The following is a 23,352-nucleotide window of genomic DNA, read 5'->3' as shown; positions in this document are numbered from 1 at the left end:
AGGCTACGATCCCAGGTTGATAATGTACGCTGCGACATGAAAGAGAGACGTGAGGTAGCATTCTTTCTGCTCAATGAGGGCTATTCTTGAGGATGACATACGTCATCGAGAGGATAGTTACATGGCAGACTTCGCACTGCATACGGTCGAAAGCGCTCCCCAGGAAGCCAAGGAACGCTTAGAAAGTACACAAAAACAGATGGGCTTTTTGCCTAACTTGTTCGCCAAGATGGCCGAAGCGCCGGCGCTCCTTGAGGCATATCAGACGCTGGATGGTATTTATTCACGAACCAGCCTGACACCTGCTCAGCAGCAGGTCGCGCTACTCGCCATCAGTTCCGTCAACGGCTGCAGTTTCTGCGTGGCGGCCCATACCGGTGGGGCCCAGGCAGCCAAGGTGCCGGAAGGCGACATTGCGAAGCTGCGCGAGCTGCGAAATCCCGATGACCCCAAGCTCAACGCCGTGGCCCGCTTCGCTAAGCATCTCGTCGAGGCCAGGGGCTGGGCCGAGGAGGTCGAGATGCGGGCGTTTCTGGATGCCGGGTTCGAAAAGCAGCAATTGCTCGAGCTGGTGATTGCCGTCAGCCTCAAGACGCTTTCCAACTTCACCAATCATATCGCCGGCACCCCTCTCAACGACGAACTCAAGTCACTCGAGTGGCAGGATCCACGTGCTTGAGATAGGTATTGAGGTAGGTGTTGAGGTAGGTGTTGAGGTAGGTGTTGAGGTAGGTGTTGAGGTAGGTGTTGAGGTAGGTGTTGAGATAGTTAAACCCGAGGCTTAACGGATGTTCAAGAGCCGTTGCCTGGCCTGAATTCGGGTAAGAACCATTGCGTAAAAAGGTAGGCGATATACCGGTATCGGTGTATCGCCTTTTTCGTGACAATGACGGCGACGCTGAGACAGCGTCATGGGTCGGGGCCTAACCCCTGTGTGCACCATGCGCCCGACCAGTAGAGGCAGGCTAAATGAGCTGAGTGCTGGCTAAATGTGTCGCCAGTCACTTGGGAGCCGGTATCTACGTCCTTGCAACCATCGGCTGAGATAGTTGATCAAGCGCCTCATACATAAGTTCTGACATTTTCAACCATGATGACTATTTTTTCCTGGTTGATTACGCACGCCGAAGATAAGTTGACTATTGTGAAAGCGAATCCAAATGTAGTGCTGCTGACATTAGTCGGTTGGCGATGGTTGATAGTGGCGATATTTAACCTGGTTTTGTGGAGGTTCTTTATATCTTAAAGCTGGCGCCGGGTAGTCATATGATGGTGTAAAAAAAGTTCATGCGATTACTCGATCGCTGAACTTCTATGTGAGGTTGGCTGTTTTATTATGCTGTAAGTGATGGTTTTGTCGACGAGCAATTGACCCTTAAGCAGTCTCCTTGGTGGAGGCTGGCTCAATGAGGCTAATAAGAAAGGGAGATTGAAATGAATTTTAAGATAAAATATGCGGGGGTCGCGCTTCTGGCGGCACTTCTATCGGTATCGACATCAACTCAGGCGCAGGATATTTCGTGTAACTCGACATATACGACGGAGCGTGGAGACTCTCTCTCCGAAATAGCTAAACGTGCATACGATAATCCAAGAGCGTATCAGAGTCTGTTTGACGTCAATCCAGGGGTCCTGACCAGTCCGAATGTGGTTCCCATTGGTGCCGATCTCTTTATTCCCTGCCTTAATGCCGGCGAACATACTTCCTCCGGCCGTCTTCCCGAAATTCGGGATGCGAATTCGCAGAATATCAAGATCCTGACAGGAAAGGACTATGCACCATACGTGGGACAAGACCTTCCCGAGGGCGGCTTCAGTACTGAACTCATTCACCGCGCGATGCAGTTTGGGGGGCAGCCTGCTAATTATCTGATCAGAGCCATCGGGGATTGGTCTGTGCATCTGTCACCGCTATTGGAAGAGAGTGATTATGACATTGCCTATCCCTGGTTCAAGCCGGATTGCAACAACACCGCCAGCTTGGGTGACGCTTCTGTTTGGCGTTGCGACAACCTACTGTGGTCGCGTCCCTTGCACGAAATCGTAGTGACTTTCTATGGGCGAGCGGGAGAGGTCGAGAATATAAGCTCTGCCGAGGACGCCCGCGGCATGACGTTGTGCCGGCCAGCCGGGTATTTCACACATGATCTTGAGGCGGCCGGTTTGGTAGAGCCGACGATAACACGAGTCAAGCCCGCTACGCCGGAGGACTGCTTCGAGATGCTGGCCGCAAGGGAGGTCGATCTTGTCTCAGTCAACAGTGATACTTCTGATCGCATCATCCAGAGCCTGGGAATGGAAGAGCGGACTACCGAGGTGATCGACCTGTCCACGATTCAGACTCTTCACGCAGTTGGGATGCGCACCAATCCGCAAACTCGCATCATTTTGCGTCGGATTGACAAAGGGCTAAAATCCATTCAGGAAAGCGGGCAGTTCAGGGAAGTCGCTGCAAATCACCTGTGACTGACGGCGGCCTATGATTACGGCCATAGGCCGCTTGGTCTTGCCCCGCAGTGAGCATCCGGCTGTCCCCTGCGGAAGTAATGTCTGATTGAAGAAGACTGGGTAAAATGTAAAAGGACATGATTGTCGTAAAGAAGCTATTATGCCCTGGAAAATGAAAGTTTTGTTTCATTTTTTGATGTGGTGAAAGTGTGCGGAAGCGTCAGTAAAGAAGTTAGTAAGTTACATGGCGATGCTTGAGGAGTGCTATATAATATTGTTTGGCGAATTTTAGTTTTCCTTTTAGCGACTTTGCAACGCTGGCATATGTCAAATTCGACTAGCTTTTCTGCCGACATAGTAATCGTGGGTAGAGGGCTCTATCAGAGGACCCCTTACCTTCAATCAGCTATGTCAGGTTCAGCGCCATCTAATGAAGATATAGAGATATCCATGGCATTGTGATCTTTACTGCCGAGCTGCACGCCTTCAGCACTTTCAGTGGTTTCGGAGTTTAGCTCGTAAATCAGCCGTATGATTTTGGCTTCCTCCTCTGGTGCTAAACGAATTCCTCGATCCAGAAAATTCCTCCGGGTCTTGGCAATCACTTCTTCCATTCGCTCTACATCCAAAAGACCCTTGATAGGGGCGCTCTCTGGTTGGTGTTCAGGCGGTGCTTGGCCAGTGGCCAGCCACTCCAGGCTGACGCCCGTCTCTTTGGCTAGAATCAGCGCCTTGTCGAGACCTGGGAGCGATCCAGATAGATATTTTCTGATCAGACTGTCGCTCATTCCACAGGATTTTGCCACTGAATGTATGGAGCGGTTGCCAATCGCCTGCTTGAGGCGCTGAGAGAACCCTCTCTGAAGTTCTAGTATTATGCCTGAGTGCGAGCTCTTGAGCGTCGATTTTTCACTATCGTCTGTTTTCATATGGAAGCGTTCTGCGTGAATGCCCTGTTAAGGCCCTTCTAATGAAGGATATTTTGGTTATGAGATGACATTGAAGTGTTGAAGGCATGGCTCCTGAGTGTTAATTTATCACTTTAGAGATAGTTTGTAGTGACTCTATAGTTTGCATGCTGGTTAAAAGTATGCATTGTACCATGAAATTTACATAGCCGAGCGGTAGACCTGTATCAGAAAGGCTTGCCTTATGCCGTGAAAGTTGAAAGTAACAATCAGAGTGACTTTTACCGTGAGAGATCCCTTAACTGATGGGCGAATACGCACTGGCGTCCCAGGCTTCGATGACATTCTCCAGGGAGGGCTGGTCCCTCGGAGTACCTACCTGGTTCGAGGTGGTCCTGGCTCGGGCAAAACCACGCTCGGAGCCCAGTTGATGAGTGAGGCTGCCAGGCGCCACGAGCGCTCGGTAATCGACTCCTTCGATGAAGGTCGATCCACCTTTTTGGCCCGCTGCCGGCAAGTGGGTCTGCCTGTGGAGGAAATGATCGCCGCTGGCAACCTGAATTTTGAGACAGTCGAACCTTTGCACTATAACCCCGATGAATTTGCGGCTCGGGCGCGCATTGAAGTGGAAGAGCGCGGTACGACCATGGTGATGATCGATAGCTTGTCGGGTTACCAGCAGTCGTTAAAGGGGGATGATCTGGCGCAACGTATCCATGCGCTGTGCCGTTACTTGGTTAACATGATTGTCACGGTGCTTCTGATCAATGAGGTTTTTGTGATTACTGGTCAGCAGGCTCGTGTAACAGAATATGGGCTTAGCTATCTGGCCGACAATATCATTATGCTTCGTTACATTGAGCTGGATAGCGAATTGCGCAAGTCGATCGGTGTATTGAAGAAGCGCGCCGGGGGATTCGAGAGAACATTGCGAGAATTCGAAATCACCTCTGCGGGGTTAAAAGTTGGCCAGCCATTTAGTGGCTTGCGGGGCATTCTGGGTGGTACTCCGGAAGTGACCAATAACACCTGGGGGGGCGCACGATGACGCCCGCCAGCCACCATGCCGAGTTCCCGCGTATCGCTGTAGAGCTGGCCAACCCATCCAATGGAAAGTTACTAGAGCGACTGCTCGGGCAATCATTCTGCCTGCATCATGAGTTCCTTGAGGGGCATGAGCACCCCGCTCAGGAGGTTGACCTGGTAATGGTCGATGTGGCCTCTTTGCGTCGTCATTATGATTTGATTCGTGAGTTGAGGCGCCGTGCTCGCCCCATGGTATTGCCGGTATTGCTGGTAGCAGAGAGCCGGGGAAGCCCGCACCCTCAACTTACCGCCGAGTTGGGCAGGAGCGTTGATGATATTTTGCGCATTCCTACCAGCCAGGCGGAGTTGCAAGCCAGAATCAACAACATGCTGCGTCTGCGTACCTTGGCTAGGGAGCAGGATGACGCCAGGCGGCAATTAGTCGGTGTGGTTAGTGCTCTGCGGACGTTGAGTGCCTGTGACAGCATAGTCGTACGGTCGGATTCCGAGAGTGAACTCATCAAGGCACTATGCGAAACCGTCGTTGATGAGGATGGGTATAACCTGGCGTGGATTGGTTTTTTGGCTGAAGGTAGCGATTCGGTATTCGACATCCGTGCTTGGGCTGGGCCGGCCCAGGAGTTCGTCGCTGACTTGAAACAAAACCTTGATCAGGAATCACCGTGTTTTGACATGATATCGCAGTGCATTCGCACCAACACCGCACACATTGTCAACGACATTGCTGACACCTCGCCTCGTTGTCTCCTTAGTGACCGAGCAATTAAGCACCAGCTGGCCGCGGCCATCATGTTACCACTGAAGTTCGAGTCAGGCCCTGCGGGCTGCCTGACTATCTATTCCAATCGAGCCGACCATTTCGACCACAATGAATGCCAGTTGCTGGAACGACTCGCCGCGAACCTCGTGTTTGGACTGAATTCTTTGCGCACACACAGCGAGCGCGAGCAGCAGGCCGCTGAAATTCATTACCTGGCGTATACTGATGCGCTAACCGGTCTGCCCAACCGCAGGCATCTGATTCATTATTTGGATGACATCGTATCGGCGCATGATACACAGGAAAATGACTGCGCCATTTTGTTCATCGATTTGGATGGATTCAAGCGGATCAACGATGCCTTGGGTCACGAGGTCGGCGACGAGGTTTTGTGCCAACTTGGCCAGCGCTTGCAGGCGTCGGTTCGTGACTCAGATCTTGTGATCCGCCAGGGGGGAGATGAATTCCTCGTCGTGGTAAATGCCGGTGCCCGTGATGGTACCGCTCGCGAACCTGCCACAATTGTCGATATAGCCCATCATCTCGCCGATCGAATTATCGCCCACGTCAGTGAGCCGTTGATGGTGGGTGGCTATACACACCATCTGAAGGCCAGCGTGGGTATCAGCCTAGTGCCTGAACATGGTCGCGATGCCACCATCCTGATTGAGAACGCTGACAAGGCAATGTATGAAGCGAAACGCAGGGGAGGTGGACAAAGTCAATTATTTTCCAAGGACATCGCAGACAGTTGCCAGCAGCGTTTTTCGATGGAAACCAGGCTGCGCCGGGCGCTAGAAGAGCAGCAATTCGAACTCTATTATCAGCCTATCTTTGAGCTCGCTTCCTGCCGAATTGTCGCTGCCGAAGCGCTGATTCGCTGGCCGCAGAGTGATGGTGAGGTCTTGGCACCAGGTGCGTTCATGCCTCTGGTGGAAGAGCTGGGATTGATCAAACCGCTCGGAGATTGGGTGTTGGAAACGGCCGCTCGCCAACTCAAAGCCTGGCATGATCAAGGACTAGAGCTGGAAATGGCCGTCAATCTCAGCATCAACCAGCTTTATCCGAATAGCGATGTTGAGCACTTTTCTGCTCTGGTTACCCCGCACGTTGACCCTTCGTGGATGCATTTGGAGGTCACGGAGAATGCGCTGATGGAAGATCCGACAGAAATCGAAGCCTTGCTGCGGGCGCTGCATGATCAAGGGTTTCAACTGGCCATCGACGACTTTGGCACGGGCTATTCTTCATTGAGCCGGTTACAGCATTTATCTCTCCAGACCCTTAAAATCGATCGCAGTTTCGTTAATGAACTAGATCAGCCAAACAACAAGGGGGAGGCTTTGGTGGCCATCATATACCAGATGGCGAGCAGTCTTGGTCTCTACACGATTGCCGAGGGTATTGAAACGTCACAACAGCGTCAGCTGCTGATCGAGATGTCAACGGGAAAAGCGTGGGGGCAGGGCTTCTGGTTCAGTAAGCCCATTCCGGCACATGAGTTCGAGCAATTGGCTAATGGCCAAGCAAGGCCGTTGTCCAAGGGTGAAGCGTTCACCTTATAATATTTGTATGATTACTGATCTATATCCTTTCTCTCTTCATCCAGAATATATATAAATATATACCCAAGACATATAACCAGGAATTAGGCCTAAAACATAGGCCCAAAACATAGCCCTAAAACACAGCCCTAAAACACAGCCCTACAACATAGCCCCGAGACACCATGCAGGAAGTGACTCAGTATCGTGCCCAGCTCGCCTGGTCAAGAACTCAGGGTGTTTTGCCTGCCATTCCTTAATTGCAGCAACTGCCTCGTTGGCAAGGTAGAGCAATAGCTTGACTGGCTAGGCATGCAAGGGGTCGTGGGCTTGACAAACCAAGACATCTCGACAGTATCGCCTGTTCTGGGGGCGATAAAATATGAAGTAACTCCTGAATCGCGCAGTGAGACCGTAGCCATGTTTTTATCTATGCCTACGTTTCTGTCTATGTCTTCGTTTCTGTCTATGCCTTCGCGGCCTTTATTCCGTAGTCTGCGGGATTGGCTATTCCTTCGAGCTTGCCGATCTGTGAGAAGTCATTTTGGGTGATGACGCTGTCCATGTTGGTGTCTGGGAATCTAAGGTTTTTGACGACGTGTACCTGGTTTGGAGTACCCTTACCATCGGTATCCATGATCCAAGCAAGGAAGCCGCCCGAGAATTTCGCAAGGCTACCAATCGGGTAGAGGCCATACACTTGGATGTATTCCACCAGCACCGTTTTGTCATAGGCGGTGTCCGCATCATGGATTTGCCGATACGCGTCAAGGGGGGAGCGGGGTGGTAGGCCGTTACGCGCATGCATCAACTTGTTGACCGCCTTGATTACCGTGACCAGCCGAATCAGTTCTGAAAGTTCTTCGCCGCGTTTGCCCGCCGGGTATCCGGAGCCGTCAAGGCGCTCGTTGGCCTGTTCGATGACCTCGCGGCAGATAGGGCTGGGCACCCACTCAAGTTCATGAAGTTTATCGAGCAGCGCCTTCACGTGGCCTTTGAGGATCGTCTTCTGTGTCGGGTTCATGTTCATTTTTAGGGATGGCAACTGAGCACTGATCAGCAATGGCTTGCCCATTGTATGAAGCAAGGCACCCAGCACGGCTTCACGTATCTGGGGGTCATGTGGATCACGCGTCAGCGTGAGGTCGGCTAGTTGTCCCGCCACTTGGACGGCATGTCTAACCCAGTCCGGTTCGTCGCGAAGAAATGCCAGGGCATACAGGAAGGTCTTGCGGTCCTGCTCAACCAGGTAGCGCAGCGTGTCCACGCAATCGTAGAACATCTGATGAGGAAACGAGTGGCGAGTCTTCATGTACATTAGCCCCACCTGAAGCTGATGGGCCACCTCCATGACACCGCGCTCCATTGGTGACTGTCGGGAGATCCTGTCACGTTCCGTTGCTTCTCGTTGCAGAATCTTCTTCTCCTTGGCCCCGGGAATGAACAGGGGCGAGTGTTGGGTCAGCTTGGCGTTGGTGCCGGTGCGGTAAGCGGCTTCTCGCTCCGATTCATTGACGTATCGCAATAGTGACTCTGTCTGCGATGCCGACATGTCGATGAACTGGAGGCCAACGACCGCATAGCCATGCTTGCCGAAGGGGCGGATATGACGAATATTACCTTCGGCGAAGAAACTATCCCCGTTGGGGAACTCTAGCGTTACCCCAGGGATTGCTTGATCCGTGTCGATCGTAATGCTGTCAGCTAGATCAATGTCGATCATGCAGCCTCCCAGCGAGAGGTTGCGCAGTTGCCCCGGCACATTGAGCTCATGGAGGTATACTTCGAGGTTGACGCGGGCATGCATACCAAGAATGAAGGGAATTCGCACCGATCCTCGGTTTTCCTTCACGAATATCGATTCGGGTAGCTGGCATTCAAGGCGGTACTGTGTGCTGTCAGTCTTGAGAGACTTGGCAGTGATGTTGCTGAGGCTGTAAGTCTCGCGGCCGACGGCCTGGGAGCTTTTCAGAGTTTCCAGGTCGAAGCTCAGTCCGCCGCGAGCCAAATATGCTTCGATATCCGAACCGGTATATTCCACTTCTAACACCAGCCGCCCCGTGTCCAGATCCAGCTCGGTGACTTCCGCTTTCAGTGGATAGGCCATGTCGTGGGCATAGACCGATAATTCATGGCTGTGCTGGAGAAGTGAGCGAATCACGTTCGCGGGTGGATTCACGGTCAGACTGGAAGCGGCCATAATCTATACCTGTGCATTTGACAATATTTTTTATTTGTATATCAAGGAAATACTACGATTGCTTATACCACTGGATGATACCTGCTTTGTCGGGCAGAACAATCAGTCTTTGCGAAAAATGCTCGCCATGCGGTGGTCTGAGAATAATAAGAACTATGTTGGTTTCTGGCCCTTGGCAGACGGGATATCCAGAGTGATTATCTTGCAAAGTATCTATCCATGAGCCTGATGCCGATATTCCCCCTTGGCCGCATGTGGCTCTTCACTTATCCAGTGGGCGATCGTGTCTAGCGTTCTTTCTAGTGGCGCCTGCTGAGAGATTAGCTCGTGAGCATGCTGCTGAGTTTTTAGCATGTTGAGGTCATCTGTCATATGTGAACTCCGAAGCACACGGACACTGAGGCCCCACGCGGGCTGTTAGGGCATGTTTTTATTAATGTTTTTTTATGTTATGAAGAAGGTTGCGTCAGGGCAATCACGACATGGCGCAATAACCTTTGGCCAGAGAGCTATCCGCTAATGAGCTCTCGGCGGTGACTGACCTTAGGCGCCACATCGCCATGCCCTTACCCTACATGGGCATTTAGCGGGTAGTATGGCCGTCAACAAAGCGAATCCCTGTAACTAAGCCTTCACTCGCACGCAATCCTGCGAATGGCTGTCTTTAGGCGTGTCCTCGAATGCGGTGCTTGCTGTGTTTCGTTGCGCTTCGGTTGTCGTCAATTCGTCGAACACTGCCATGCCCAGGGCGTAGTCCATACCCTCCGTCGCAGAGCCTCGGGTGGGACCTTGCTCCGTTTTTTCTGACAGCTGGGCTTATCTCCCTAGAGCGAAGCAATGTGACCTGAGAGATGACGCTGGCCTGTTTTTACCTGATACTTCGTGTGCCCAAAAGCCGATTCAGATTCGGTTCCTAGTCACTGGGATACCCTGGGTTATCTGCCAGCAAGGCTTTCGGCAGGCCCTACGCGAGAAGCCTTCATTGATCATCAAAGCACTCTGGGCCCGTTTGATCGTGGCCACACTCCTGCCCGTGGCGTTGGTCACCGTGACGCTGACGCCGATTTTTACCTCGCACATCGAGGAGCGAGTCGATAGCTCACGCCGGTCGGCCGCAGTACTGCTCGAGTCCGAGTATGACATGTTACTCCAGAGTATGAACGAGAGCTTCAACCAGGTGTTAGCCACTGCGGAATATTCGCTACTGAGTCGCTTCCTCTCACAGCAAACTTCTTCCCAAGCCCCGGCTTGGGGGCTAGCGGCCCAGAACGATTGGGAGGAGCTGAGGGCATTGTTCGACACACTGTTGTCCCACTTTGGTCGCTATACCCGTTTGACAGTGATCGATACCGCCGGACGTGAGTGGTTCGCTTCCTCAGTGGCACCTCAACTGCCAAGGCCTCCAGTGATCGGTAAGCGTGCGATACCGGCCTATCAGGCGGCTATGGGGCTGCCAATTAGCGATTTGTACGTCTCACCGCCGCGCTTGGGTGCCTCCGGGAAGGCGTTGTCGCCAATAACCACTGTGCTAGACATCGCCACGCCGATTATCGATCATCAAGGAAGGCGCCTTGGGGTGCTTCTTTTTACTCTTGATTGGTCGCATATTACCGCCTCTCTGCCACATGCTGAGGATAGCGGGCGCAGTGAGGCACTGCTGGTAGATGCTCAAGGTAAGTGGCTGCTACCTGACGGCGATCGTCAGAGTGAACGATTCGGACGCCCGCTGACAGAATACTGGCCTGGCGCCTGGGCGGTCATGTCGGCGCGTACCCTAGGCACGGTCGACCTGGAAGAGAATATCCTTGCTTTCCTTACCCATGACATCCATACCCAGCACTATTCCAGCCTAGCAGGCACGATCATCAGCGACCCAGGAACCCAGCCTTGGCGTTTCGGGATCCTGATGCCACGGCCCAGCCTGTTGGGGCTACTCACGGAGAGTCCTGTTCAGCTGCTGGCCATTGCTTTGGTTTATTTGATATCGGTGGCCTTCGGCGTGTTTTGGGTGCTAAGTGATCATCGGCTTCGTGCGCTGCGGCAGCGTGCTTTGGCGTTTTCCCGTGAGGCCCGCCAGTATGCTGGCGAGGTACAGGACCTTTATGAGCATGCTCCCTGCGGCTACCACTCGCTGGATAGCCATGGCCGGGTCGTCAAGATCAATCGCACCGAACTTGATTGGATAGGCTATCGCGCCGATGAAGTGGTGGGTAAGCGTCTCTATCGAGACTTTGTTACGCCGGCGACGCGCGAGGCATTCGACGCGGCTTTCCAGCAGGTTCTGGGCCAGGGCCAGGAGGGCGCAGTCGAATGCGAGCTGTTGTGTGGAGATGGTTCCATCTTGCCCGTGGCGATTCAGGCGACTGCTCAGGTCACTGAAGAAGGGTTCCAATACTCCCGTGCGATGGTCTTCAACCTGCGCGAGCGAAAGCAACTGGAGGAGCGACTCGCCAAGCAGGCACTGACCGACCCTCTTACTGGGCTGGGTAACCGTCGATTCTTGGAGGGGCAAGCCGCCATGGAGGTCGCACGTGCAGAGCGCCACAGATGCCCCCTGAGCTTGATTGGCATTGACCTTGACCACTTCAAGCGCATCAACGATACCTATGGTCATGACGTTGGTGAGCAGGTACTGCAGAGCTTCGCCAAGACGGCGCGCAAGGTGCTGCGCGACGGGGACGTACTGTGTCGCATGGGCGGCGAGGAGTTCGTGGCGCTGCTGCCGCATACCAGCTGTGAACAAGCCATTCAGGTAGCAGAGCGTCTTCGCCGTGCGGTAGAAGCGAGCCCGGTCTATGTCGGTCACGATGCGGCGGAGAATGGGATGCTGGCATATTCGGCTTCGCTAGGCGTTACACTGGTCAGTACTGATGAAGCTTCGTTGAATCCCGCCATCAAGCGTGCCGACCAAGGGCTCTATATGGCCAAGCAGGCCGGGCGCAACAAGGTCTGCCGGGCATAGCTGGAAGATAGTAGTGCTTGGTTAAGGCCACTTCGCTGAGCCTCTTCTCACCCTTTGTTTGGATGGCTGGAAAGCTGTCAGCTTGCCTAGCGCATGACAGTCGTGGTGATGAAGCGAGTGGGCTGATGGAGACGGCAACGCCCCGTTAGGCCTTGGTTGAAGCTTGTGCCCGCTTAGTGAGCCAGGTGATGAGGCTGTCCAGCGGCATGGGTCTGGCTAGCAGAAACCCCTGGAAGACTTCGCAGCCCAGCGACATTAGATAGTCATGCTGTTCCGCTGTTTCGATGCCTTCGGCCACTACTTTGAGGTCTAGCTCCTGAGCCAGCGTGATCACGCCATGGCAAATGGCCGCGTTTTTATTGCTTTTGATAGCATCTTGTACAAAGCTGCGGTCGATCTTTATCTTGTCGATAGGCAGGTCACGGAGATAGCTCAAACTGGAAAAGCCGGTGCCGAAGTCATCGATAGCGGTGCTTATCCCCATGTCGCTCAAGGCATTGAGGATAGAGATAGCGCCATCCGTATCGTGCATGAGAATTCCTTCGGTCAGTTCCAATTCAAGATGCTCCGGAGGAAGCCCGGCTTCATCCAGCGCACTCTGTAAAGAGCTGAGAAAGTGGGGCCGGTGGAACTGAATGGGAGATAGGTTGATCGCCATGCGCCCTTTCAATAGCCCTTGGTTTAATAGTTGACGGGCGTCCTGGCAGGCTTGTCGTTTGATCCAGTGGTTTAGCGGAATGATCTGGCCGGTTTCTTCGGCGATGGGAATAAAGGTCGCCGGTGAGATGAGCCCCTTGGTGGGATGAAACCAGCGTACTAGCGCTTCCAGACCATCCACGTTGCCTTCCCGATCCAGCAGGGGTTGGTAGTACAAGCGAAGATGGCCATGCCTGATGGCCTCCTGGAGGTCACTCCGTAACGTCACTCGCTGGTTGAGTTTCCTGTCGAGATCTTCGGTAAACAGCTGATAGTTATTCCGGCCCCGCTGTTTGGCCTTGTACATGGCCATGTCGGCATACCGAAGTAGCCGTTCCGGCTCATCGAGCCCGCCTCGATTTATGGCGATCCCGATGCTGGCCGAAACATGCAGCTCGTGCCCACTGACTCGATGCGGCTTGTTGAGGTCTCTTAAAATTCTACTGGCGACCTCCTCTGCTTCGGCAGAGTGGTTTAGGTTGGGAAGCAGCAGTACGAATTCATCGCCGCCAAGACGGGCAAGGGTGTCGCTAGCTCTAAGACCCTGGCGCAGTCGGTCCCCAATATTGATCAGCAGTTGGTCGCCTACCTTATGGCCCAGGGTGTCATTGATGGGCTTGAACTCATCTAAATCAACGAACAGCACGGCCAGCATCCGGCCATTTCGGGCTGCCAATTCAATGTCATGAGCCAGATGGTCATTGAACAGGGCGCGGTTACCGAGGCCGGTCAGTGCGTCGTGGGTGGCCTGGTGCGCGAGCTCATGTTCTTGCTGCTTACTCTCTGAGATATCGTTAATGATGCTGATGACATGAGTAATGGTCTCGTTGGCATCTCTCACTGGCGACAGGAACAATTGGTTCCAGTAGGGGGAGCCATCGCGTCGATAGGTACGCAGAGTCGCCGACAGGCTGGTGCCGTCACGGATTGCGGCATGAATCTGTTCGTTGTGCTTGGCATCGTTCTCGTCAACGTTCAGAAAGACGGGAGGGTGGCCGATCACGTCTTGCGCCAGATAGCCGGTAATGCGGGTAAATGCGGGGTTCACGTATACCACTGGTAAGTGGTCTTCGCGCACGTCGACGATCACGATGCCGTTGCTGCTGGCCTCGAGGCTGCGCTCGAGGATGTGTAACCGCTCTTCGTCGGCGACCCGGGCGGTAATGTCTTTAGCAATGCCGAAGACGCCGTCTACCTTGTCATTGACGACGCTGGGCACGAGTGTCACTTCCAGATCTTTGGGCGGCCCCCCGCTAGCTGACAAACGCATCGCATAGCTACTGGGAAAGCCGTTGGCGGCGCGCTGGAACGCTATCTCAGTGCGTTCGATGTCCTGCTGTGAACAAGTCGGCTCACTGATGACAGACCGAAAGTGATGACCGATTAGATTCTGCTGTGATAACCCCACGATAGTTTCGGTGACGGGATTGAGGCTCTCGTACACACCGTCGCGTGTATGGACGAAGACTGCGTCTGGATGCTGGGTAAATAACGAACGGAAGCGCTGTTCACTGCGAGCCAGGGCGGCGGACTGTTGATCCCGGGCAGCCACCAAGGCGCGACCAACCATCAACTGGTAGGAGAATATCAAGCTCAACAGGCCAAAAACTACCGGCAAGGCGCCAGGCAGGCTGGTTATTGACGGTGGTCCAGCCAGTGCCTTGAGGGTGACGCTTGGGCCGCCTGGTAATGTCCACGTGCGAGACGTAATGATTCGCTGGGCGATGCCTTCGTGCCAATCTTTAGGCATCAGCGTGCCCCATTCGCTGCCTTGTGAGGCGAAGGTAATGGAGAAGCTGCCTGTATCCAGATGACGCTGCAGGGCGACGATTTCGGCAAAATCGATGATGGCCAGCATGGTGTTCTCACCATCCAGTGTCACCGCCAAGAGGCCAAGACTGTCGCGCTGAGAATCGGGGAAGCGCCAATTGATATGTCGGCCAAGCTCCCTCTGCTGACGAACCCAGTCAAGCGTTGCCGGGTCCGTTTGCTGGTCCATCAACCACCGCAAGTCATTCGTTTCGCGTCCGGCATGCCAGTGGTTTTGTCCTTGGGGCCCTTGGTAGGCAAGAGCCTGCAAGCTAGGTTCGTCCTTGAGATAAGTGCGGGTTTCTACTTGCCAAAGCTGCCGGGCAACCCTCTCGTCTTGGCCGCTCAAGGCTTGCCAGCGAGCGGCAAGCCGTTCGATCAAGCGTACTTTGGTCTCGATTTGCTGCTCCATACCGTCGGCGGTATTGCTGAGTAGTTGGTCCGCAGCGTCAACCCGGGCGCTGTACAGTACCCAGCTGCTGACCAACCAGACGACAATACTGGCTGTGACACCTAGCATGCCGCTAATGATAGCGGTGCGAGGCAGCGAAAGTGCGGGTGCCATTTGCTGATGGCCAATGATCAGCAGGCCTGCGCCCAGTAGCAAACAAAATACGCTACCCAGCGAGGTTATTTCTGCGAACGGCGTCAGCGGCGCCTCGGTCGTCAGCGGATACGTCAGTGTGGTGGCGCCAATCCCTACCGATAGCCAGCCGGCCATGCGATAAAGGCGCCACGTGTGTGTCGATGTCGGTGGCATCTGATAACAGAGCCCTGCTATCACAACCAAGAAAGCGGGTAGCGGACTCAACAGGGCATGGCGGGTGAGCCATGAAAGACCGCTCTCCGTCACCGGAGCTAGCAGGTGGTGGCTGAGGCTGTAGCCGCCTAAGATGATGAGTGAGCCACCGATCAGGCGTCGCCATCGTGGCTTATCTCTGAGCAGGGCAAGCATCCCAAGACTGACGAGCAATACGGCGATAGCGCCGCCCGCCTTTAACCGCCATTGAGGCGGTAGCGGCATGTATCCCAAGAGATCGAACAGAAGACTGCTGGCACCCACCAGAAAGCTGCTGGTCAGTAAAATTAGCAGCCAAGCCTGGATATCGAAGTGGCGGTGACTCTGCTCCATCAGGTGGTGATGTCCTTCGGCTTGTGGGTCGAGGGTGAAGCATGCTGATGCGGGTAAATGGTGAAGCGGCCTGCCGACCTATCCGTCGGCACTCATCCCCATAAGATATCGCCCTTTATACACGCGTAGGATCAAGGCGCAACTGAAGCTAACAGCCTGTGCAGGTCTGAATGATTGAGTGGCTTTTGCTTGCTCAAGAAAACTGCATTGTTGGGTGGGGCAACCCCGTGATTGATATCGGGTCAGGTGGTCCACCAAATGGACCTTACCAGTAAACCCAGGACCAGAGTGGCTGACACGCTGAGTAGGGTGCCCAGAAGCACATACTCAGTGAGCTTGCGATCGCTGCTTTCGCGCAGGTCGCCGAAGCGCAGCACTGACTTGGCGGTCAGCAGGAAGCCCACTGCCGTCAGTTCGTCCAATAGCACCAGTGTCAGCACTAGGAAGCGCTCGAGCATGCCGATTCGAGCCCCGGCAGCAGCGAGTGTTCCGGGGTCGTTGACCTCATCGCTCCATGGGCGCATGGCCAGGGCGATGGCAATGGCCATCGGTCGGGTCACCAGTAGGTAGGCGCCGGCCAGTGTCAGGGCGTGTGGGGTGGTTATCCAGGTGGCGACGTCCAAGAGAGGCTTTAGACTGCCTAACCAGGTGAGCCACAATCCGAGTAGCACCAGCAGGTGTAACAGCTGGTCGATTAGGAACCACTCTAACCGGTTTGAATCAAGGTGCGCCTTGCCAAGGTCGATCAGTGCATGGCTGATCGCTATCAGAAGCGTGCCGACCAGAATGATGCCCGGTCCGCTGCCAGCGAAGGTGAGTACCAGAGCCGTGAGCAAACCGTGCAGACATGCATGCCAGTAAAGGGCAGGCGACAATTGCTTGTGTCGCTGTTTGGAGTCGACCCATCGGCGCGGCTGAAGTAGAAAATCGCCACTCAGGTGCGCTAGCACCAGGCCAAGCAATGTTGCCATTTCAGGTGAAGTCATTGGGCAGGTTGCTCCGTGGCCAGGCGCTGTTGGAAAAAGTCCAGAGTATCGGCGAGCATGACCCAGCGGGCGGCGCCCAGGCGCTTGTGTACGCTTGGCTGGCGGATGCCGAGCCGCTCGGCCATGGCCTGCTGGGGTTCATCGTGCCACAACTTGAGAAAGGCGATTTCAGCTGAGTAGCGGGACCAGTCATTGATCAACTCATCCACATAGCGGACCAGCAGCGTCATGGCAGCGTCATGGGGGGCGCCGGCCTCGATCAGTGCCAGGTGGGCTGCACTCTCGCTCATCGCATCCAGCGCCTTGCCGGATGCGATGAACACCGGCCCGTCGGCGGATGCCAGGGGGCTACCGGGCTGCCACTCGTTATGACCGACGGCTACCGCGACTCGGGCATCCCAGCGTTGATCCTGTGAATGCATGATCAGCTCGGTACGCAGAGCCACCGCGGCATGCAAAGCTTCGCCGATGCAGGGGATGGCCAGTTGGAAGCCATCTCCCCGGTAGCGTTCGAAACGGCCGCCATAGTGCTTGGTAAGGCGTGCCAAGGTAGCATCCAGCACCCGGTAGAGGGCTGTTGTATCGCTGATTCGCTGTGACGCGATGATGTCGCCGGTCAATACGGCAAGGGGCTGCCTCATGGGTGGGGTCTCTTATGGAGCGGTTGTCTTAAAAATAGCCCAAAATGGTTATTTGTAAAATATATAGCCTTAAATGGTTATAATTAGATAATATTCTATTAAAAGGCTATTCTAGGTTATGTCTCCAGATCGTTTCACGCTAGATGCTCGCCGGTCTTCTCCGTGAATCGCTTGTGCATGGATTTTGTGCATGGATCAGGAAGCATGCTCGCCTTAGCTGGCTTCATGGCTTTGATGTCAGCTTTGACGCCAGGCTTGAAAACAGGCTGTTCGTCGCTATCATATCGCTCATGATCGGCGGCATCTGCCGTCGGTCTGTTTACCAATGCTCGCTTCGCACCCCGCCCAGCCTTGGCTGGGCGGGGTTTTTTCTTGATCCACCAAGGGAGATCCTATGACCGATACAGCCGCTCAAGATACTCAGGACGACGCGCTGGTTCGTGCCATCACGCTGCAGATGGAAGTCGATGAGCTAAAGGCTGACGTTCAGCAGCTGAAGAAAGAGGCGCAGCAGGCCCAGAAGGCGCGCGACAAGGCCAAGCACGAAGCCGAGCAGTTGCGTACCCGCAACGCCAAGCTTAGTGACAAGCTTGATGCCGCAAAGAAAGACGCGAAGCAGGCCAAGCACCTGGCGCGCGAAGAGTTGCAAAAGGCGCGTGCCAAGCAGGACGCCAAGCGGGGCAAGTCGGCCAATAGCGGTGCGGATGAAGAGGCGCCGTCGATCACCAGCGACGATGGCAAGGTCCAGGTGTCGCTGATCAATGACCAGGTCCAGATTGCGCAGCCGCCTCATTACGTTATCAGTAGCACTCCGCTGAGCGAGAGTGATCAGCATCAGCTAGAATTCTGCGACCTGATCACCGCGGTTCGCGAGAGCGAATATGGCGAGTTCGTGGACCAGGCTGCTCAGACCATGGCGGCTCGCTGGCGACAGCAGAACCAGTGTCTGAGGGTCGAAGACCTGGAGCTACCGACAAAGGTTACGGCAACGCTGGCCGAAAATGGGCTCGTGATGATTAGCGACATCGAGAGCCGCCATGCAGCCGGCACTCTGGCTGACATCAAGGGGATCGGGCCGGCCGCCATCGACCAAGTGGACAAGGCGTTGGCAAGCGTATCTTGATTGGCGCCATTGATGGGTCAAGTGCCAGAGCGACTGGTCAGCCATACTGGTAAGCCATAGGGGAGGGGGGCTTCGCCCTTTTTGAGCTGCCGGGAGGCGCGCATGACTCCTCATCTGGTTGCAGGAACTGACCAGCAGTCCGCTTTTTCAAGACCCGCGCATTAGCCTTGATAGAGTGAGTATCTGTTTTTTCTCCGGTGTGGCTGGGGTTGATCCCGAGCTTTCTTGTTCTCGGGACCCGTATCTTGACTGGCGATAAACGTTGCGCCTGGCTGCTGGGGCCGGCGCATCGCTATTATATTTGTCAGTGCGACGGAAGTTGTTCGTCATTGCGAAGGGTCAGTCCCGGCGTGCTGTGACTCGCCAGCGCCAGACATGGGTCACCAGCCCTCCCAAGATCAGGTTATGAACGTATACGCCGGATGAGAATGAAAGGTAAGCCTCGAACTGGTTGACGATCACCCAGAAGATGAAGAAGCTTGTGGCGAAGAGCGCCATGTCGCTGGGCATGGCGCCTGCGCGCCAGGCAAGCCAGGTACCGCGTCCTACCCAGTAGGCGAGTGCCGCAACGACCAGAACGCCCAAGGCGCCATAGGCCACCAGTACTTCCAGGAAGGTGTTATGCAGGTGGCCATAACGTTCCTTCGTTGTTTCTGGCAGCCATTCGGTCTGTTTGACGGCGAGACTACGTCCATGGGCGCCCCAGCCAACCAGCGGTCGCTCAGCTATCCATTGCGTGGCGGCAATCCAGGTATAAATGCGATTACCAATACTGGAATTGGGGTCGATGGCGTCAATATCACCATCCATTAGCTCAGTGATCACCTGATTCTCGGCACTCAGCCGCCGTTCGATTGAACCATGGAAGGCTGTCCCTAACAGGACCACCACGAGGAATGCAGAGACGCCGCCAAGCACTAGGTGCTTTTTCCTGACGCCAAGCCGTTGCGGCATTAGCTTTGCAGAGGTCAGCATTAAACTGGCCATGACGGGCAGTGCTATTAGCAAGGCGAGCCAGATGGCGCGGGTTTGAGTCACTATCACGCCCGTAAGACATATCGCCAATGCCATTCCCCACCCAAGGCGACGTAGGGTGGACCAGGAACCGGGCTGAAGAGCTCTTCTGCTGAAGGCAAGTAGCCCCAGCAGCGATGTGCCGAAATACATGGCCCCGTGCTGAGCATTGTGTATGCCGAAATCGACTCGATGCCCCGACAGCCCTCTTTGCCAGTGATCAAGGCCCACATCGGTAGTTATCGAGGTAAGGAATAAGCCCAACATTGCCAGGCCCCACAGCCAGAGGGTCAGGCGAGTGCGGCCGCCAAGCCACCATGCAATGCCAATGAAAAGGAACCACTTGCCCATGCGGTCCAGTTGGGGGTTGTCCGGTATCCAGTCTGGGTGATGGAAGTAGCCAAGACACCAACTGAGCAGTTGAACAAGTACCGCTGCGAGCAAGAGCCAAAGCGGCGCGGAGCCGCGGATATCAGCGTTACGTAACACCATGATCAGCCCTAAAACCGCCATCAAGGTTCCGGCGATTCCTCCCACTTTGGGCCATAGCAAATTAAAAAAGCCGTAAAGGAAAACGCATGCTATCCCTAATAGCCATAGGGGCTTAGGTGACTGCCAAGTTGCCGCACTTTGATTGAATTGCCACCTAGGTCTAAGCATGTGTTCGTGATTCCGCTGCGTATGTGTGATGATTTTTGGGTGGGTGTATAACAGGAGGTTCGTTATTACTTGGTGCTAAAGCGTGTGTGTTAGTGTGCTGGTTTGTTCACTGCCGCGAGGGTGTTCCAGGTAGCGGGCAACCATGGTCTCTTCAGAGAAGTCCTTGAGCCATTCGGGTTTGATCTCATAGCCGCCCAGACCAAGGACTTCCTGTATCTTGTTCGCCAAGCCTTCTGCACTGTGTTCAGCGATGCCGATTTCGAGCTCGCCTTTGAGGATCTCGCGAATGCCGCCGGGGCAGTCGACTGAGACCACTGGTGTATCGCAGGCCAAGGCTTCGCTTAACACGATCCCCATACCTTCTATTCTCGAGCTCAAGACGAAGAGCCGGGCCGCGCGCATCCAGGGATAGGGATTGCGTTTGGTGCCGGCAAAACTGACGCGCTCGGCAATGCCGAGCCGGCGTGCTGTGTCTTTCAGTGCTGTCTGTAGGTGGCCTTCGCCGATAATGACAAGCCGCTCTTCGGGCATGGCCTTGGCATAGGCTTCAAGCAGCAGCTCGTGATCCTTTTGGGGCACCAGCCTGGCGACGTTGAGAATGAAGGGCTCGTCCGGAATCTCGGGGTCTTCCTCGAGCATCAATGATTGGATGCGTTTCACCGGGCAGGCATTGATGATGCGCTCTAGTGATAGCGGCGTCAGTTGGAAGCGTTGGCAGTAAGCTTGGGCCGATTCCACCACCCCTTGGGAGACGCCCACCAGGTGGCGCTTGTTCAGAAGGCAGCGCGCAAAAAGGCGTTGCTGCCAGAGAGCGCCTTTGAAATTGACGCCATTCTCGAGCACGAAGCATGCGCGCGCATCACGGAAGCTCCAGATCCCTTCGTAGGTGCCTAGGCCACGAAAGATCAGGCGATCCACTTTGCCGTGTTTCTTTTCAAAGCGTTTCAGCCAGGCCCTGAAGACAAAGCCACCCAGCCAGCCCGTCCATACAAAGTGGGAGCGACGGATCAGCGGGTTGAGGATCAGCCGCGAGAGGAGTTCGATCAGCAGGCCAAGGCCGGTCAAGCGGATCAGGCGCTGAATCGGCACCACATGGCTGGTGACGCCGGGGTGATCAGGGGTGAGAACCTGATCCCGGTCGCGCCAGGTGACGATGTGAGCGTCATGCCCGGCGTCGGCGAGGGCATCGGCGAGCGTGATGGCCATTCGTTCCATGCCGCCCATCTTGAGGCTTCTGACGATGACAAGGGTGCGCATGTGACCTCGGCGTTGGCAGGTTGGAACTGAGTCCGGCTAGTTTAAAGCGTTCTGGCGTTGATGGAATCGCTGACGGGAGGTCGGGTCTAGAGGGGGCGTCTCATGGGCAGCGGTGGTCAAAAACGGAAAAGGCCAAAACGAAAAAAGCCACTCGACAAGGCCGAGTGGCTTTTAATGTTACTGGTCGGAGCGACTGGATTCGAACCAGCGACCTCTGCAACCCCATTGCAGCGCGCTACCAAGCTGCGCCACGCTCCGACTCTGATTCTCGGTAGTGCCTTCCGGCTCCTGTGCCCCGAGAACGAGGCGTATACTAGCGCGAGATGCTGGCAATGGGAAGCCCCTTAAGCGCTTTTTTTTCAAAAGCTTGGCCGGATGGTTGGGCTGCACCTAGACGAAAGGGGTAAACTGTCCTCAGCCAAGAATGGAGGAGGGCAGGCATGTCATTGATCGTTGGGTTTATCATCTTGCTGGGATGTCAGTTCCTGGGTGAGCTGATCGTTCGAGGATTCAGTATTCCCGTTCCAGGGCCGGTGATGGGCATGGTGATTTTGCTGGTCGCCTTGCTAATCAATGGGCGAGTACCGGATGGCCTTCGCAAGACAGGTCAGGGGCTGCTGAATTATCTGACGCTGCTGTTTGTGCCGGCCGGTGTTGGGATGATGGTGCACTTCCAGCTGATTCAGGCTGATTTCTGGACGATCATTGTCACTCTGTTGGTGTCCACCGCGGTGACTCTTGCTGTCACGGCCAAGGTCATGATGTGGATGAACCAGCGAGCCGGCGGGGCAGGAAAAACCAAATGAACTTCGTCGCATTGGACCAAGTCTGGGTCTACCTGTCGGGCAACCCCTTGCTCTCGCTGCTGGTGACCCTGGCGGCCTTCTACCTGGCCACCCGCATCAACATCCTGCTCGGCCGCACGCCCTTGCTGCACCCGGTGGTAATTTCGATCGTACTGCTGATCAGTTTTCTGTTGCTCAGCGGCATCGAATACAGCACCTACTTCGAAGGAGCTCAGTTCATTCACTTTCTGCTCGGCCCGGCCACCGTGGCGCTGGCGATACCGCTCTATGACCACCGGGAACGGGTTCGTCGGTTGATATGGCCGATCATGGTCGCCTGTGTGACCGGTATCGTGACTGCCGTTGGCTCGACCCTTGGCATCGCTATGCTGATGGGAGCGAGCCGGGAAACACTGCTGACGCTGGCTCCCAAGTCGGTGACCTCGCCGATCGCGATGGGCATCGCCGAACAACTGGGCGGAATTCCATCGCTGGCAGCGGGATTGGTCTTGCTCACCGGGTCGATCGGCTGTGCCCTGGGCCCCTGGATATTCAGACTGCTACGCATCAAGGACCCGACCGTTCAAGGCTTTACCCTGGGGCTGGCGGCTCATGGTTTTGGCACGGCGCAAAGTTTCAGCTCTATCGGTGCGCTGGCTGGCGCCTTTGCGGGTCTCGCCATGGGCCTGTCGGGCTTGGTGACCGCCTTCCTGCTGCCACTGATTGTGGCGCTGTTGGGTATCTGAGCGGTAGCTAAGACCACAGGACGAGGAGCGCACTGACTGAGTGATCGTGATTGAAGAGCCGTGATTGACTGATCCGGGCTTGCGCTAGGCAAGGCCGAGTGAGGCGCGCCTGGCTGAAACCCGCTTGCCCGGGCTGTCGGCCCGCGATTGCTTATATCTCTTCCCAGACCCGCTGGCGAAAATCTTCGGCCATTTCGTTGACCTTATCCATCCGGTGCAGGTGGGCATTGATGAAGTCCTGCATGACGTCTTGATAACAGCTGCCGACGACTACCGGGTCCTTGAGTATCTGCTGGTCGGACATGCACTTGATGAGCTGCTGTTGGCTGGTAGCGCAGGCGGTCAGCAGTTCAGCCTCCAGCTGCATGGCATCGAAGAGCGTTTCCATCCATGCCACCTGCATGCGGGAAAATGGGCTTGCTGCTCCCATCCAGTGATTTAGCCACCAGTTGATGACCGGGTCGCTGACCTCTCGAACTGCTAAAGGCAGCTGGGTGATATTCTCGGCTTGCTTTGTCATCACTCCTCCTTGCTCTATCGCCGTTGTCTTGTATAGCTGTCGGGTCCCCGATGATCGAATCGCCTATAGAAGTTATCCTCTGCTAGCCGCCAGAGAGCTTCTTCAGCAATTCAT

The 23,352-nt window shown here is 55.1% G+C and carries 16 protein-coding genes and 1 tRNA gene; 8 read left to right on the top strand and 9 right to left on the bottom strand.

What is annotated here, in order from left to right:
- The first annotated feature begins 121 nt into the window (after positions 1-121).
- Positions 122-679, top strand: a complete 558-nt coding sequence (locus tag HUS66_RS16200) for a carboxymuconolactone decarboxylase family protein (protein WP_175072233.1) — start codon at positions 122-124, stop codon at positions 677-679.
- A gap of 755 nt (positions 680-1,434) precedes the next feature.
- Positions 1,435-2,466, top strand: a complete 1,032-nt coding sequence (locus HUS66_RS16195) for a transporter substrate-binding domain-containing protein (RefSeq protein WP_175072232.1) — start codon at positions 1,435-1,437, stop codon at positions 2,464-2,466.
- A 380-nt stretch (positions 2,467-2,846) separates the two neighbouring features.
- Here the strand turns inward: HUS66_RS16195 and HUS66_RS16190 are convergent, their stop codons facing one another.
- Positions 2,847-3,377, bottom strand: coding sequence for a helix-turn-helix domain-containing protein (locus tag HUS66_RS16190; RefSeq protein ID WP_175072231.1), 531 nt, complete (start codon positions 3,375-3,377; stop codon positions 2,847-2,849).
- Between the two features lie 253 nt (positions 3,378-3,630).
- Between HUS66_RS16190 and HUS66_RS16185 the strand changes: the two genes are divergently transcribed.
- The gene (locus HUS66_RS16185) at positions 3,631-4,404 is read left to right on the top strand and encodes an ATPase domain-containing protein (RefSeq protein ID WP_175072230.1); all 774 of its coding nucleotides are present in this window, start codon (positions 3,631-3,633) and stop codon (positions 4,402-4,404) included.
- Positions 4,401-6,728 carry an EAL domain-containing protein gene (locus HUS66_RS16180; protein ID WP_175072229.1) on the top strand — a complete coding sequence of 776 codons (2,328 nt, stop codon included), beginning with the start codon at positions 4,401-4,403 and terminating at the stop codon, positions 6,726-6,728. Before HUS66_RS16185 ends, HUS66_RS16180 begins: the two co-directional genes overlap by 4 nt.
- A gap of 445 nt (positions 6,729-7,173) precedes the next feature.
- Here the strand turns inward: HUS66_RS16180 and HUS66_RS16175 are convergent, their stop codons facing one another.
- Entirely contained in the window at positions 7,174-8,907 is a 1,734-nt protein-coding gene (locus HUS66_RS16175) for an HD domain-containing phosphohydrolase (protein ID WP_175072228.1), read from the bottom strand.
- Positions 8,908-9,889: 982 nt separating this feature from the next.
- On the opposite strand from HUS66_RS16175, the gene HUS66_RS16170 reads away from it, so the two are divergent.
- Positions 9,890-11,869, top strand: a complete 1,980-nt coding sequence (locus HUS66_RS16170; protein ID WP_175072227.1) for a sensor domain-containing diguanylate cyclase — start codon at positions 9,890-9,892, stop codon at positions 11,867-11,869.
- Positions 11,870-12,014: 145 nt separating this feature from the next.
- Here HUS66_RS16170 and HUS66_RS16165 read toward each other — a convergent pair whose 3' ends face one another.
- The 3 genes from HUS66_RS16165 to HUS66_RS16155 form a co-directional block, all read right to left on the bottom strand.
- Positions 12,015-15,506, bottom strand: a complete 3,492-nt coding sequence (locus HUS66_RS16165) for a putative bifunctional diguanylate cyclase/phosphodiesterase (RefSeq protein WP_175072226.1) — start codon at positions 15,504-15,506, stop codon at positions 12,015-12,017.
- 242 nt (positions 15,507-15,748) lie between these two features.
- Positions 15,749-16,492: a DUF3307 domain-containing protein gene (locus tag HUS66_RS16160; RefSeq protein ID WP_175072225.1), complete on the bottom strand. Its 744-nt coding sequence runs from the start codon at positions 16,490-16,492 to the stop codon at positions 15,749-15,751.
- Positions 16,489-17,133, bottom strand: a complete 645-nt coding sequence (locus tag HUS66_RS16155) for a hypothetical protein (RefSeq protein WP_175072224.1) — start codon at positions 17,131-17,133, stop codon at positions 16,489-16,491. The genes HUS66_RS16160 and HUS66_RS16155 overlap by 4 nt, the downstream gene beginning before the upstream one ends.
- Before the next feature lie 394 nt (positions 17,134-17,527).
- Between HUS66_RS16155 and HUS66_RS16150 the strand changes: the two genes are divergently transcribed.
- Positions 17,528-18,256: a hypothetical protein gene (locus HUS66_RS16150; protein WP_175072223.1), complete on the top strand. Its 729-nt coding sequence runs from the start codon at positions 17,528-17,530 to the stop codon at positions 18,254-18,256.
- Between the two features lie 339 nt (positions 18,257-18,595).
- Here the strand turns inward: HUS66_RS16150 and HUS66_RS16145 are convergent, their stop codons facing one another.
- The 3 genes from HUS66_RS16145 to HUS66_RS16135 form a co-directional block, all read right to left on the bottom strand.
- Positions 18,596-19,783, bottom strand: coding sequence for an O-antigen ligase family protein (locus HUS66_RS16145; protein WP_254628878.1), 1,188 nt, complete (start codon positions 19,781-19,783; stop codon positions 18,596-18,598).
- A gap of 222 nt (positions 19,784-20,005) precedes the next feature.
- On the bottom strand, positions 20,006-21,187 hold the full coding sequence (locus tag HUS66_RS16140; protein ID WP_217488141.1) for a glycosyltransferase: 1,182 nt from the start codon (positions 21,185-21,187) through the stop codon (positions 20,006-20,008).
- A gap of 181 nt (positions 21,188-21,368) precedes the next feature.
- Positions 21,369-21,445 (bottom strand) — tRNA-Pro (locus HUS66_RS16135).
- A gap of 182 nt (positions 21,446-21,627) precedes the next feature.
- Between HUS66_RS16135 and HUS66_RS16130 the strand changes: the two genes are divergently transcribed.
- Both HUS66_RS16130 and HUS66_RS16125 read left to right on the top strand, forming a co-directional pair.
- Complete coding sequence (locus tag HUS66_RS16130) at positions 21,628-21,993, top strand: CidA/LrgA family protein (RefSeq protein ID WP_175072221.1); 366 nt, start codon at positions 21,628-21,630, stop codon at positions 21,991-21,993.
- Positions 21,990-22,718 (top strand): LrgB family protein, encoded by a 729-nt coding sequence (locus HUS66_RS16125; protein WP_175072220.1) that lies wholly within the window; start codon positions 21,990-21,992, stop codon positions 22,716-22,718. Before HUS66_RS16130 ends, HUS66_RS16125 begins: the two co-directional genes overlap by 4 nt.
- 151 nt (positions 22,719-22,869) lie before the next feature.
- Here HUS66_RS16125 and HUS66_RS16120 read toward each other — a convergent pair whose 3' ends face one another.
- Positions 22,870-23,238, bottom strand: coding sequence for a hypothetical protein (locus HUS66_RS16120; RefSeq protein WP_175072219.1), 369 nt, complete (start codon positions 23,236-23,238; stop codon positions 22,870-22,872).
- Between the last annotated feature and the right edge of the window lie 114 nt (positions 23,239-23,352).

It is taken from the genome of Onishia taeanensis (genome assembly GCF_013349955.1).
GTDB lineage: Bacteria > Pseudomonadota > Gammaproteobacteria > Pseudomonadales > Halomonadaceae > Onishia > Onishia taeanensis_B.
Note: the sequence above shows the minus strand (reverse complement) of the source record. Positions and strands in the feature narration are given on the sequence as shown.

What these genes read in the sequence shown, in the direction of transcription:
- HUS66_RS16200 (WP_175072233.1), top strand. Translation starts at nt 122, where the DNA reads ATGGCAGACTTCGCACTGCATACGGTCGAAAGCGCTCCCCAGGAAGCC.
- HUS66_RS16195 (WP_175072232.1), top strand. Translation starts at nt 1,435, where the DNA reads ATGAATTTTAAGATAAAATATGCGGGGGTCGCGCTTCTGGCGGCACTT.
- HUS66_RS16190 (WP_175072231.1), bottom strand. Translation starts at nt 3,377, where the DNA reads ATGAAAACAGACGATAGTGAAAAATCGACGCTCAAGAGCTCGCACTCA.
- HUS66_RS16180 (WP_175072229.1), top strand. Translation starts at nt 4,401, where the DNA reads ATGACGCCCGCCAGCCACCATGCCGAGTTCCCGCGTATCGCTGTAGAG.
- HUS66_RS16175 (WP_175072228.1), bottom strand. Translation starts at nt 8,907, where the DNA reads ATGGCCGCTTCCAGTCTGACCGTGAATCCACCCGCGAACGTGATTCGC.
- HUS66_RS16165 (WP_175072226.1), bottom strand. Translation starts at nt 15,506, where the DNA reads ATGGAGCAGAGTCACCGCCACTTCGATATCCAGGCTTGGCTGCTAATT.
- HUS66_RS16160 (WP_175072225.1), bottom strand. Translation starts at nt 16,492, where the DNA reads ATGACTTCACCTGAAATGGCAACATTGCTTGGCCTGGTGCTAGCGCAC.
- HUS66_RS16155 (WP_175072224.1), bottom strand. Translation starts at nt 17,133, where the DNA reads ATGAGGCAGCCCCTTGCCGTATTGACCGGCGACATCATCGCGTCACAG.
- HUS66_RS16150 (WP_175072223.1), top strand. Translation starts at nt 17,528, where the DNA reads ATGACCGATACAGCCGCTCAAGATACTCAGGACGACGCGCTGGTTCGT.
- HUS66_RS16145 (WP_254628878.1), bottom strand. Translation starts at nt 19,783, where the DNA reads ATGGCGGTTTTAGGGCTGATCATGGTGTTACGTAACGCTGATATCCGC.
- HUS66_RS16140 (WP_217488141.1), bottom strand. Translation starts at nt 21,187, where the DNA reads ATGCGCACCCTTGTCATCGTCAGAAGCCTCAAGATGGGCGGCATGGAA.
- HUS66_RS16130 (WP_175072221.1), top strand. Translation starts at nt 21,628, where the DNA reads ATGTCATTGATCGTTGGGTTTATCATCTTGCTGGGATGTCAGTTCCTG.
- HUS66_RS16125 (WP_175072220.1), top strand. Translation starts at nt 21,990, where the DNA reads ATGAACTTCGTCGCATTGGACCAAGTCTGGGTCTACCTGTCGGGCAAC.
- HUS66_RS16120 (WP_175072219.1), bottom strand. Translation starts at nt 23,238, where the DNA reads ATGACAAAGCAAGCCGAGAATATCACCCAGCTGCCTTTAGCAGTTCGA.